Here is a 12,401-nt window from a genome sequence, read left to right on the forward strand (position 1 = left end):
TCCTTTTTGTTTATATCCAGTTAATTATCATCAATCTTTATCTGCGGACATCTATAGTAAAAAAAACTCAATCAAAAGCTAACGCATAATCGGACTAGCATGATGATTAATTAAATACCACTTTTGCCCCATCCGTTCAAAAATATTTGTTGCTAAAGACTGCGCCTGAGTTCTCCTCCCACTCAAAATCTGAAATACATTTTCCACCAACACAACATAAGCCAAATCCCCCCGAATTTCATTGGTAACAATTTCTACATCAATCTCAACGTAACTAGTGTTTTTAAATATTTGTTCCCAAGAATAGCGAATATCTTTCCAACCCCGCAAAACATTCCAACCAGGATGGACACAAATAGTCACCACTCCCTGTGACCAAACATTACTCATCGCCTCAATATCTTTCTTTTCAAAAGCGCGATAGAAAGCTTGGTTAGCCTCCAAAACCTCATTGCTATTGGTCATTATTTTTACAAACTAATAGTTAAACCCAAGCCGCAAAATCTTGCGTAAATTGAGCAAGCGACAACAACTTAATTCGGTTATCATTTGCGATCGAATCGCGTATTTGCTGAGTATTGTAACCCCAATCAGCCAAAAATAACCTTACCGAAGCTAAATCCGATTCCTGTTCTACCAACTGCAACGCCTTCAATCTATCTTCCACAAACCAGATATTAACCGAACTTCCGCCCGCCCCAATTAATTCCCGTAAAATCTCATACTTCGGGCGTTTATACTCCTTCCCAATAATCCTTTCTTCCGGGATTTCCACACTTTGTTCTTGCAACAACTGACGAACAAAACGCCCCTCTTTCGTAGTGATAATGTAGATTTTAACCGAATTGGCGATCGCACTCCGCAACCTCTCCACCACGCCCGGATAAAACCGATGCAACCCCAACCAACCCGCTAAATCCTTACTAATCCACTCATCCCGTACCCCATCCAAAATCGCCCCTACCTCAGCAGCTTTCAAACCTTCCTCGTTAGTAATCCGCTGCACCACACCTACCCAATCCGCCCAAATCCTCTCCTCAACAACACCCAAAATCAACGCCCGTAACAAAATAGGCATTTCCCAACCCACCTCAATCACCGGGCGCAACCGATAAAAATTTTCCGCTAAACCCTCCGGTGGCTTTTCATCAGTAGGATGCCAAATTTTACAATAACTTCGCCAAGAAGTCTGAAAATACTCAATTAACCCATCACAAACAACCCCATCAAAATCCAGAGCTAAAATCGTAGGACTAAGTTCAGACATAAAATTACCCTCCTCAGAAATTGTGTGATTTTAGAGTGAGGGCGAAGAACTGGGGTGCAAGGATTCGAACCTCGGAATGTCTGGACCAAAACCAGATGCCTTACCACTTGGCGACACCCCATTGCGTTAACCTTGTTTATCTTAACACTCAGTTACCTAGTTTTGTCAACAAATTTAGTAGAAATTTCTTAAACTTTTTTCTAGAATTGAGTCCATTGTAGGTTCGTCGTGAGTACTTCAGTGCTGTAGCGCTAAAGCATTCGCAACGAACCCGATTCTTAAGCTGGATAAATCCGCAACCGTCGATTAGGTTCGTCCCCAAAGCTAGAAGAACGCAAGCGGTAATGTTCCACCAACTCATGCTGCATTTTTCGCACCGTCGCCGAACGAGGAAGCAACTCCACAGGTTGTCCCTTCGGAATCACAATCTGTTCTACCGCTAACCTAGCCTCTTCCAAAGCCTCAATCTCGTCATTGCTACCATTCTTAGTAAATAGCCGCAAATCCGGTAAATCAAGCACTTCACCTACATCGATATGCAACATCCTCTGCAAACCGTGAGTAATTTCCGCTACCGTACTCGCCTTAATCGTGTGGATGGGAATATGACGCGCCTTAGAAATTTGCCGCAACTTCGAGTGATTTTTCACATGAGACCTTAGCGCTAAAACCGCATCCGCCCCATCTAAATCTTTAGTCAAAACCACTGGCAACTTCAACACATCAATTACTTGATCCAGTTGATGACGACTAATACCATAAGGATAGATATGCAGTGGCAAATCTTCCCCATTTGGCCCTGGCATAAACTCATTTTCAGCGAAACCAAAATCGCTCTTAAAAGCATCCTGTTGCTGGAAAGAAGCATCCAACAATTGCTCAAAGCTTTGTTTTTCCGTAAAAACTTCTGGCTTGTTTGCAGAAACAGGAGTCATTTGTCCTGAAGCACGCCAACCTGTTGGTTTCCAAGCAGGCGAAGATTGCGGTTGATGAGTAGAAATTGGATTAGTAGGTAATTCCCTGGTAATTTTTACTTCCCCAGCATCATTCACAGTCCGCACTTGCAAACTCGGTTGTCTTCCCCGCAGCAAGCTATCTACTGTATCCGCAGTACTTTCGTGAACTACCCAGCGTTCCCGTTCCAGCATTTCGACGGCAATTTCAAAAGTTGGCGGTGCTTTGCGTTCCAAAACTGTCTTTTGCGAACCCCTGCGCCGTGCTTCTTCGTCACCCAAGGTAACAGCTTGAATTCCCCCTACTAAATCTGACAAAGTAGGGTTTTTAATCAAGTTTTCAATTCGATTACCATGAGCAGTACCAACTAACTGTACGCCTCTTTCGGCAATAGTACGTGCTGCTGAAGCTTCTAATTCTGTACCAATTTCATCAATGACAATTACCTCTGGCGTATGGTTTTCTACTGCCTCAATCATCACTTGATGTTGCAGTTCGGGACGGGCAACCTGCATCCGTCGCGCCCTTCCAATCGCCGGGTGAGGAATATCGCCATCGCCAGCAATTTCGTTAGAGGTGTCGATTATGACTACCCGCTTGCCCAATTCATCGGCTAAAACACGGGCAATTTCTCGTAAAACGGTGGTTTTACCTACGCCGGGACGACCTAGCATCAATATTGATTTGCCAGTTTCTACCAAGTCACGGATCATGCCGATCGTACCAAAAATAGCCCGCCCCACACGACAGGTTAAACCAATAATCTCTCCAGCACGATTGCGAATCGCACTAATTCGGTGTAGGGTTTGCTCAATGCCTGCTCGGTTATCGCCGCTAAAATGCCCTACACGACTGATGCAATAATTCAAATCTTCCCGCGACACAGGCTGTTCGGAAAGATATTCTGCTTTGCCAGGAAAACGCGCTTCAGGTCGCCGCCCCAAATCTAATACTACTTCTATCAAAGTACTTTTTAATGGGTGCTGCTCCACAGCCAGTCTAATCTCTGCTGGCAAAATTTCTAGTAAGTTATAAAGGTCGTCTGTAATCAGTTTGGTTCCCACGGTCACTTCTTTAACACTAACTGTTAATTCTGGATTTGCCTGTTGATTCAGTTGACTTGTACCGTTGGAATCGATCATCTTAATTGGCATGAGCAATTGGCGATAAAGGAAAATGTTTTGTTGACACGAATCTCTGTAGTCAAGCTTGTAATACAAAAATCTTGCCGACGATGCCAGATTATGCCCTTAGCTCGACCTTACAGCCTTGATACTCCTAATTTCTGAGTATATTTCATACTACAATCATACTTCAATTTCATTGGTTGTCAGCCTAGTTTTTCTGGGTGATTTAATTTGGGACACTAGGGAATCAGCTAAAGCGACAGCTTGCCAGAGAAGTTCGGGAAGCTCTTCTAAATTAACTCTTGGTTGTGGTAAGATAAGCGATGCACTTGAAGAGTTGGTTTTAGCCCCTGCTGTTTCTAGCCGATCGAGAATTGGCGATAACAGAACGCGAGCGAAGCTACCATAAGCAATCCCTGCAATATAGTTTTGGGTTTCAGTTTTTGGGGAATATTGCGGAGTAGGATTTTCGAGTAAGATAGTTGCTTCATCACCTGATTTACAATTAAGCAAATCAACTGCTTTGAGCTTAGTAACTGTGTGGTTATTAGTACCTCCTGCTAATTGAACATATCCGGGTAAACCTGCGGCTAAAACCTTTTGTCCTAATTTAATTGCCGCATGAGTTGTTCCCGCACCGATATCGCCACTCATGGGACGACCATCGGTTTGCCAAATTAACTCACAAGGCAAAGGTTTAATCAAATCGTAGAGTGACCACAGGTAGTTAATAAGTCCTTCTCCGTCGGGACAACTAATAGCGATGACTTTTAATTGATTTAGCCAAGGTGCGATCGCTCGCCACAATCTTTGGAAGTCTGCTAACCTACCAACTTGAGTATGTATTTCCACTGCGTCAACAAATGTTTGTAACACCAAAGGTGCTACAGCTTCCGGTGTGGAAACATAAGCACGAGTGAAAATCAAATTGCTAGGGCAAACTGGTATACATCTACCACACCCGTAGCACAATTGATCCACAACTCCAGAAAAATTATTATTAAGGCGATCGAATACAATAGCTTGCGCCGGACAAATGCTTTCACAAGGACGGGGACATTGAGTTGGACACTCATTAGCATCAAACTCCGCCTTCCGAAAATGGGGATCTTCCCCATCATTCAAACTCACCATTAACAAAGGCAAACCTTGAAACCCAAACCCTCGCCGTTGAGCTTCTTCGCCAAAAATCACCGCCGTCTCTAACGCCTCTTTCGCCGCTGCAATCACCGCTGGGTCGGCAGCCACATCAATACAATCCGCACCTGCTAAGGTGTAAACCAATGTTAGGTTTCTTACAGCTGGGAGGTGTTGGAAACTGGCTCCGCAAATTAGTTTAAACCAGTGACCTTCCCTCAAAGAATGTAAAGGAGAGGAATTATTAGTCACACTTAATATAATAACACCAAGTCTGTTGTAACGACTTCAGTCGATTCCGTTGTAGCGACTTCAGTCGTTACCTTTTCCAGACTGAAGCACTAAAGTGCTTACAACAAACAACTAATCATTAACTGCATTCAGCAAAACTTCTGTTAAACTCATATCTGCCATATCATCCATCGTCAGAGTATCGCAAATATCAAACTTAGCACCAGCACCTTGCAACTCATCATCTAACGCTTTTAAAAATCGACTTGCGGTAGCATCTGAACCTACTTGAATCATCGAAATTGCTAACTCTTCATCTCGATCCATTTGACGAGATGCTTCAATAATTACTTTCATTACACCTTTGCGATCGTCCGGTTCCCCATCAGTAACTACTAAAATTGTCTCGCCATTCGCTTTAGTTTGTCCAGCAGCTTTGCGTTGAAAATACTGATTAACTGCATCCTCTAAAACCCCAGCCAAATTAGTTGTACCAGCAGGATCGTTTTCTTTAAAAATTTGCTCAACTTTGCCAGAAGTTACATTATCGTAACGCTTAAATCGGCTAGAAAATAAGTAAACCGTAATCCCATCTGGATCAAATTGTTCGCACTTTCTCGCCAATGCTAAAGTAGATTCTTGAGCAGCTTCCCAACGACTTCTCCCACCCACTTGATCGGGAGTAGACATACTACCGCTTTTGTCAATTATTAATGTATAATCTCGATCTTCTTGCATAATAACCTCTTTGGGAAATAGGGACTAGGGACTGAGAAAGAATTTTTAGATAACAAAGTAATGGATAATCAATAAGAGAAAATATTATCAATTACCCATTACTAATTTTACCTAATCACTAATCGCATTTAACAACACTTCACTGAGAGTGAAACCTTCCATATCATCCAAGGTGACTGTATCCACAATGTCAAATTGTGCCCCCGCAGCTTGCAACTTATCATCTAAGGCTTTCAGGAACTCAGTAGCCTTTTGATCTTTGCCAACTTGAATCAAGGAAATTGCTAATTCTTCATCTCTCTCTATCTGGCGCGATGCTTCAATTATTACTTGCATTACCGCTTTGCGATCGTCCGGTTCCCCATCCGTAATTACCAAAATTGTCTCACCATTTGGCTTAGTTTTACCCGATTTTTTCCTCTCTAAATAACTATCAGTAGCATTTTTTAAAACACTAGCCAAGTCAGTAGTTCCAGATGGGTCATTTTCTTGGAAAATTTGAGCAACTTTATCAGATGTCACATTATCGTAACGCCTAAAACGACCGGAAAACAAGTAAACCGTAATTCCATCTGGATCGAACTCTTCGCATTTTCTAGCCAATGCTAAAGTTGACTCTTGTGCAGCTTGCCAACGAGTTCTATTCCCCTGTTGATCGGGAGTAGACATACTACCGCTTTTGTCAATTATTAATGTATAGTCGCGTTCTTCAAGCATAGAACCTCCAGCCCATACAAGACAACTCGAAAAAATTTTTCGTTCCTTATCTAGCCTATCCTAACTTTGTGAATTCTTCGTCGCAGATGCAATAAGAAACTTTCAACCCAACCCCAAAGTATATAAATTTACCAGCATTCTGCTAGAACAGTTAAGATTGAGTTTCTTTTAAAGCTTGCAAATAATCGATCGCTGCTTCCAATTTTGACGAATAACTATAAGCAAATTCTTCAAACCAAAGACCTTCAGACGATCGCGGATTCAACTTCTTCAACCAAGCTTCGGCTTCTTTAGTTAAAGCTTGTCTCTCCTGTTGTTTAATTCTTTCTTGTCTAATTTTTTCCTCTTTGATTTGTTCTTGCCTTTTTAGTTCTTCTGCTTTATCCTGTTCTGCAAATTCAGCTTGAATTTGTGACAGTAACGCATCTTCAGGAGAGGAAGGAGAGAAAGATTTTTGTCTTGATGTTGGTGGCGGTGTTTTAGGTGCGATCGCATCCTCTCGTTTCACAGAAGGTTGCTTTTTCTGTTGCCCTGGATTATCCTTCTCTTGATACTCAGATTTTAACTGAGCCAATATATCATCTATTGATTCCATAATTATTTAGCCCTCATACTGCTAATCACTAAATTGCAGAATCTTCCCAGCAAAACTATTAATCAATAATTGCATTTAACAAAACTTCAGTCAGAGTCATATCTTCCATATCATCAATCGTAACTGTGTCTACAATGTCAAATTTTGCCCCCGCACCTTGCAACTCATCATCTAAAATTTTTAGGAATTTAGTTGCTTGTTGATCCGTACCAACTTGAATAAAAGTAATTGCTAACTCTTCATCTTTATCCATCTGGCGGGAAGCATCAATAATTACTCGCATTACCGCTTTGCGATCGTCCGGTTCCCCATCCGTAACTACAACTATTGTTTCCCCATTAAGTTTAGTTTCTCTAGCAGCTTTCCGGCGAAAATAATTATTAGTTGCATCTAACAAAACACCTGCTAAATCAGTTCGTCCCGAAGGTTCATTTTCCCGGAAAATATCTTTAACTCTACTAGCAGTAACATTATCGTAACGCTTGAATTTTCCCGAAAATACATAAACCGTCAACCCATCAGGGTCTAATTCTTCACACTTACTCGCAATAGCTATAGTAGACTCTTCCATCGCCGCCCAGCGACTCTTCCCATCAAGCTGATCTTTTGTCGCCATACTACCGCTTTTGTCAATAATTAATGTATAATCTCGATTTTCTAACATAAATTCTATCTCCGTTAATTAGTTCTAGTTCCAAGGTATCAAAACCTTACGCTCATCAACATTCACCTAAAAGCAAACAAGCAGAGGAAAGTTTAACTCTCCCCTGCTTGCTTCTGGTACGTTGTTGCGCTGTCTTCGCTGAAGCGCAACAACGTACCTTTACGCAGCAGGTAAAGTATTTGCCAAAGGTTCCCAGCGGAAATAGCGATCGCCACCCATCTCCACAGCTAACTTCACTCGTGGCTCCATCTTTGGTAACATCGTTAAATACTCAATCTCTTGACGAGAAAGAATTTGTCCTTCAACGATCCACAGCAATAGTCCCTTAGACTTAGGTGGTAAATGTTCTAATTGAGTACTTAAAATCGGTGGCAAATAGTAAACATACCCCACAGCTGCACCACTACCTAAGCTTTTCTTCCCCAAATGTGGCGGACGTACCCCATGCACCCCTGTTAGATACATACTGAGATCGCCTAAACCTTTAGCAGAAATGTTCAAGCTTGTATAGCCCGCTGCTCTGATCCGCCTTTGGTAACGACCTTCAAAACCCCCTTCTAGTGGCACATAGAGTGCTAGTGCCCCAGAACTTTCCAAATCTTTAATTAGTTGATTACCAGTTGTAATTAATGCCATAAATTCGTCTTATCGTCTGTGGCTAACTGCCCGATCGCTTTATGAAGCTTCAAATATTGTAATCTTAGTCTTTGATCGACCAATCCAGAAATAGAACTTACTTTTCATTCCCATAGCAAAAGCACAATAGGCTACCAATCCAAACCTTGCTCTCTCTTCCCAGTTCCCAGTCCCCAGTCCCCAGTCCCCCAAAATATCTTTGCCATCAGTAGACAATTCTTAAAATCTAGTTTATAGTAAGCAATTGTGGCTAAAATTTCAGTAACTTCGCTCTGACTCAAGAGTAGGAAGCAAAGTTGAATGGAGCCAACCGGATAGATGCGATCGGTCAACCTTTGCCAGTTGTCACACCAACAGCTTGAGCCAAAGGATAACCAAAAGGTGGGCGGTGCTCTCAAGTAAACCAATGAGCCACATTCTATCTGGCCTAAACCAAGGATACTGAGTAGTTCTCTACTTAAGTCCGAGTGCCAGCGAAAAATGACCAGGCGATTGCTTGGCCTACCAAACAGCTTCCAATAGCAAGTTTACGCTGAGATCGGACTTCCAGAAATTGAGCTTCTGGTAAGTCCAATAATGCTCTGATTGCTATTTAGCTCAGGTTAAACCAGCTAAAAGACCGAACATCTTAAACAGTTCAAATAAATTCTGCTTAAACCAGAGTTTATTCCGAAAAACGGGTTCTCCAAAAGGGAATCTGGCGAATTGTAGTGCATAAATTAAGGAGAAACCACGTACTGTGGCGATCGGAATCCTCGGCACCAAATTAGGCATGACCCAAATCTTTGACTCAACAGGAAAAGCGATTCCTGTCACCGTAGTTCAAGCAGGCCCATGCCCGGTAACGCAGATTAAAACCAAAGAAACAGACGGTTATACTGCCATCCAACTCGGATTCGGCGAAGCCAGTCCCAAGGCAATCAACAAGCCAGAAAAAGGACACCTAGCTAAGTCTAACAGTGTACCTCTGCGTCATTTGCGCGAATATCGTTTAGAAAATCCCAGTGAATATCAACTGGGTCAAGAAATTAAAGTAGATATATTTGCCCCAGACCAAATCGTGGATGTTGTAGGTACAAGTATTGGTAAAGGCTTTGCCGGATATCAAAAACGCCACAACTTTAAACGGGGGCCAATGGCTCACGGTTCTAAAAACCATAGATTGCCCGGTTCTACGGGTGCTGGTACGACACCAGGAAGAGTCTATCCCGGTAAGCGGATGGCAGGACGTTTAGGCGGAGAGCGAGTCACCATTCGCAAACTAACAGTAGTTAGCATCGATGCCGAACGTAACTTGATTTTAATCAAGGGAGCAGTGCCAGGTAAGCCAGGTGCTTTGCTCAGTATTACACCAGAGAAAAAGGTCGGCAAATAATAGTCGTAGGGGCGGGTTTTGCCCAGAGATTGTCTGTGGGTTACGCAAAATTGTCTGCTAAACCCGCCCGTACAGTTGTCATCAGTCATTAATAACCAATGACAAATGACGAATAACAGAGGACAAAGAATATGGTTAACTGTGTAGTAAAAAACTGGGAAGGGCAAGAAGTTGGGCAAGCAACTTTAGAGTTGAAAGTTGCTAAAGAAGAGAATGCCTCTCACATTGTCCACCGCGCATTGGTACGGCAAATGACCAATGCAAGGCAAGGAACAGTCAGCACCAAAACTCGATCGGAAGTTAGAGGCGGCGGTCGCAAACCTTGGCGACAAAAAGGCACCGGACGCGCTAGAGCAGGTTCGATTCGTTCTCCATTGTGGCGTGGTGGTGGTGTAATCTTCGGGCCAAAACCCAGAGAATTTAACATCAACATGAACCGCAAAGAACGACGGTTAGCTCTGAGAACAGCGTTAATGAGCCGGGATGCGGATTTAATAGTAATTGACAGTTTTGCCGAAAAATTTCCTCGACCCAAAACCAAAGAGTTAGTAACGGCACTTACTCGTTGGGGTGTAGAACCAGAAGCAAAAGTTTTGTTGATTGTTTCCGAAAAAGACGAAAATCTTTACTTGTCAGCCCGGAATATTGCCAAGTTGAAATTAATTTCAGCTGATTGCTTGAATGTCTACGATTTACTTTGGGCCGATAAGTTGGTGACGACATCCGACGCTTTGGCAAAAATACAGGAGGTCTACAGTGAGTGAGTTTGATCCTCGCTATCTTGCCGATATTGTTTATCGCCCGATCGTAACTGAAAGAGCAACTATTCTCATGGAGCAGAATAAGTACACTTTTGAAGTTGTTCCCAAAGCGACTAAACCGGAAATTAAGGCAGCGATCGAAAATTTGTTTGATGTCAAAGTGACGAGTGTAAACACCATTTTGCCACCGAGAAAACAACGTCGAGTTGGCAAATTTACTGGGTTTAAAGCTCGATATAAAAAAGCGATCGTCACCATAGCACCCGACGACGTAGAAAAAGTTAGACAAACCCTGTTCCCAGAAGTTTAATCCCCCAATTAAATAGTTTTGAATTTTGAGTTCTAAGTTTTGAGTTGAATTTAAAACTTAAAACTCATAACTCATAACTCATAACTATTCTTAGAACTGAGGACGCAAAAAAAATGGGCACCCGTTCCTTTAGGCCATACACACCCGGTACTCGACAATGTACCATCTCTGATTTCTCCGAAATCACCAAAAGCGAACCAGAGAAATCCTTAACAGTATCAAATCATCGCAAAAAAGGCCGCAACAATCGCGGCGTAATCACCAGTCGTCGTCGTGGTGGCGGACACAAACGCCTCTACCGCATCGTTGACTTTCGTCGCGACAAACACAACATCCCCGCCAAAGTAGCAGCAATAGAATACGACCCCAACCGTAACGCCAGGTTAGCTTTACTGTTCTACAGAGACGGCGAAAAGCGTTACATCCTTCATCCCAACGGTTTAGCTGTGGGAACCGAAGTAATCTCAGGGCCAGATTCACCCTTTGAAATTGGTAACGCATTGCCCTTGGGTAATATCCCCTTGGGTACCAACGTTCACAACGTCGAACTAGTAGCAGGTAAAGGCGCTCAAATCGTTCGTGCTGCTGGCGCTACCGCCCAAGTCGTAGCTAAAGAAGGGGACTACGTTACCCTGAAATTACCATCAGGCGAAGTTCGCATGATTCGCCGGGAATGCTACGCAACTATTGGTCAAGTAGGCAACCTCGACGCGAGAAACCTCAGCACCGGAAAAGCAGGTCGGAACCGTTGGAAAGGTCGCCGTCCCAAGGTTAGAGGTAGCGTGATGAACCCCGTAGACCACCCACACGGAGGTGGTGAGGGTAGAGCACCGATCGGTAGAAGTGGGCCAGTCACACCTTGGGGTAAACCAACCTTGGGTGCCAAAACTCGCAAACCGAAAAAACCCAGCAGCAAATTAATCGTGCGTCGTCGCCGCAAATCGTCTAAACGCGGCCGGGGCGGTCGGAATGCTTAAGAAAGTTAAGAGTTATGAGTTAAGAGTTATGAGTTATCAAATGAACTTAAAACTCTGGATGGGCGGATTTAGTAAACAACCTTTGTCACTCACAGACAATCTCTGGGCAAAACCCGTCCCTACAAACTCAAAACTTAAAACTTAAAACTAACTTAAAACTCGAAACTTAAAACTCAAAAACTATGAGTCGATCGCTAAAAAAAGGCCTTTTCGTAGCCGATCATTTGATGAGTAAAATCGAAGCCTTAAACGAAAAAAAAGAAAAACAAGTAATCAAAACTTGGTCTAGGGCTTCCACAATCCTGCCACAAATGGTAGGTCATACCATCGCCGTACACAACGGTCGTCAGCACGTACCAGTTTACATTTCTGACCAGATGGTAGGACATAAATTAGGCGAATTTGCCCCAACTCGCACCTTTAAAGGGCATTCCAAAAAAGATGTAAAAGGTCGTCGATAATTTTTATTTTGTCATTGCTCATTGGTCATAGGTCAAGAGATTAACAAATGACAAATGACAAATAACAAATGACAAAAGACAAAGTGGAGAAAAAAATGATTTACGATACTGAAATCAAAGCGACCGCACGTTACATACGAATGTCACCGTATAAAGTACGTCGCGTTCTCGATCAAATTCGTGGGCGCTCCTACCGGGATGCTTTAATCATTCTGGAGTTCATGCCCTACAAAGCTTGCGAACCAGTCCTCAAAGTATTGCGTTCCGCCGTTGCCAATGCCGAGCATAACGCAGGCTTAGACCCCACAAAACTAATCGTTAGCACAGCCTTTGCTGATGGTGGCCCGACGCTAAAACGGTTTCGCCCTAGAGCGCAAGGACGGGCATACCAAATTCGCAAGCCAACTTGTCACATCACAGTTGCCGTTGCTGAAGAAGAAGAATAACTAGT

At 43.0% G+C, this 12,401-nt stretch carries 15 protein-coding genes and 1 tRNA gene; 6 read left to right on the forward strand and 10 right to left on the reverse strand.

Going from position 1 to position 12,401, the window contains the following annotated elements; translation table 11 throughout:
* Positions 1-78: 78 nt before the first annotated feature.
* From ACE1CA_RS10095 to ndhN, 10 genes are all read right to left on the reverse strand, one after another.
* A complete protein-coding gene (locus ACE1CA_RS10095; protein WP_413276406.1) occupies positions 79-465 on the reverse strand; it encodes a nuclear transport factor 2 family protein in 387 nt (128 codons plus the stop codon).
* Between the two features lie 19 nt (positions 466-484).
* Positions 485-1,267 carry an HAD family hydrolase gene (locus ACE1CA_RS10100; RefSeq protein ID WP_413276407.1) on the reverse strand — a complete coding sequence of 261 codons (783 nt, stop codon included), beginning with the start codon at positions 1,265-1,267 and terminating at the stop codon, positions 485-487.
* 49 nt (positions 1,268-1,316) lie between these two features.
* Positions 1,317-1,388: transfer RNA gene (locus ACE1CA_RS10105), tRNA-Gln, on the reverse strand.
* A 157-nt stretch (positions 1,389-1,545) separates the two neighbouring features.
* Positions 1,546-3,375 carry a R3H domain-containing nucleic acid-binding protein gene (locus tag ACE1CA_RS10110; protein ID WP_413276408.1) on the reverse strand — a complete coding sequence of 610 codons (1,830 nt, stop codon included), beginning with the start codon at positions 3,373-3,375 and terminating at the stop codon, positions 1,546-1,548.
* Positions 3,376-3,528: 153 nt separating this feature from the next.
* Positions 3,529-4,737 carry a circadian clock protein LdpA gene (gene ldpA / locus ACE1CA_RS10115; RefSeq protein WP_413276409.1) on the reverse strand — a complete coding sequence of 403 codons (1,209 nt, stop codon included), beginning with the start codon at positions 4,735-4,737 and terminating at the stop codon, positions 3,529-3,531.
* A gap of 111 nt (positions 4,738-4,848) precedes the next feature.
* A complete protein-coding gene (locus ACE1CA_RS10120; RefSeq protein WP_413276410.1) occupies positions 4,849-5,454 on the reverse strand; it encodes a vWA domain-containing protein in 606 nt (201 codons plus the stop codon).
* A 111-nt stretch (positions 5,455-5,565) separates the two neighbouring features.
* Positions 5,566-6,171: a vWA domain-containing protein gene (locus ACE1CA_RS10125; protein WP_413276411.1), complete on the reverse strand. Its 606-nt coding sequence runs from the start codon at positions 6,169-6,171 to the stop codon at positions 5,566-5,568.
* Positions 6,172-6,322: 151 nt separating this feature from the next.
* A complete protein-coding gene (locus tag ACE1CA_RS10130) occupies positions 6,323-6,766 on the reverse strand; it encodes a salt stress protein, Slr1339 family (RefSeq protein ID WP_413276412.1) in 444 nt (147 codons plus the stop codon).
* A gap of 58 nt (positions 6,767-6,824) precedes the next feature.
* Positions 6,825-7,430 (reverse strand): vWA domain-containing protein, encoded by a 606-nt coding sequence (locus ACE1CA_RS10135; protein ID WP_413276413.1) that lies wholly within the window; start codon positions 7,428-7,430, stop codon positions 6,825-6,827.
* A 159-nt stretch (positions 7,431-7,589) separates the two neighbouring features.
* Complete coding sequence (gene ndhN, locus ACE1CA_RS10140) at positions 7,590-8,066, reverse strand: NAD(P)H-quinone oxidoreductase subunit N (RefSeq protein ID WP_413276414.1); 477 nt, start codon at positions 8,064-8,066, stop codon at positions 7,590-7,592.
* A gap of 739 nt (positions 8,067-8,805) precedes the next feature.
* Between ndhN and rplC the strand changes: the two genes are divergently transcribed.
* The 6 genes from rplC to rplV all read left to right on the forward strand — a co-directional run bounded on the left by rplC (position 8,806) and on the right by rplV (position 12,396).
* Positions 8,806-9,441 (forward strand): 50S ribosomal protein L3, encoded by a 636-nt coding sequence (rplC, locus tag ACE1CA_RS10145; protein WP_413276415.1) that lies wholly within the window; start codon positions 8,806-8,808, stop codon positions 9,439-9,441.
* A gap of 131 nt (positions 9,442-9,572) precedes the next feature.
* Positions 9,573-10,205 carry a 50S ribosomal protein L4 gene (gene rplD, locus ACE1CA_RS10150; RefSeq protein WP_413276416.1) on the forward strand — a complete coding sequence of 211 codons (633 nt, stop codon included), beginning with the start codon at positions 9,573-9,575 and terminating at the stop codon, positions 10,203-10,205.
* A complete protein-coding gene (locus ACE1CA_RS10155; protein WP_413276417.1) occupies positions 10,198-10,512 on the forward strand; it encodes a 50S ribosomal protein L23 in 315 nt (104 codons plus the stop codon). Before rplD ends, ACE1CA_RS10155 begins: the two co-directional genes overlap by 8 nt.
* Before the next feature lie 113 nt (positions 10,513-10,625).
* A complete protein-coding gene (rplB, locus tag ACE1CA_RS10160) occupies positions 10,626-11,489 on the forward strand; it encodes a 50S ribosomal protein L2 (protein ID WP_413276418.1) in 864 nt (287 codons plus the stop codon).
* Positions 11,490-11,671: 182 nt separating this feature from the next.
* On the forward strand, positions 11,672-11,950 hold the full coding sequence (gene rpsS / locus ACE1CA_RS10165; protein WP_413276419.1) for a 30S ribosomal protein S19: 279 nt from the start codon (positions 11,672-11,674) through the stop codon (positions 11,948-11,950).
* Positions 11,951-12,045: 95 nt separating this feature from the next.
* The gene (gene rplV / locus ACE1CA_RS10170) at positions 12,046-12,396 is read left to right on the forward strand and encodes a 50S ribosomal protein L22 (protein ID WP_459563569.1); all 351 of its coding nucleotides are present in this window, start codon (positions 12,046-12,048) and stop codon (positions 12,394-12,396) included.
* The last annotated feature ends 5 nt before the right edge of the window (positions 12,397-12,401 follow it).

Origin of the sequence: Floridaenema evergladense BLCC-F167, assembly GCF_041929205.2 — a bacterium.
Classification (GTDB): Bacteria; Cyanobacteriota; Cyanobacteriia; order Cyanobacteriales; family Aerosakkonemataceae; genus Floridanema; species Floridanema evergladense.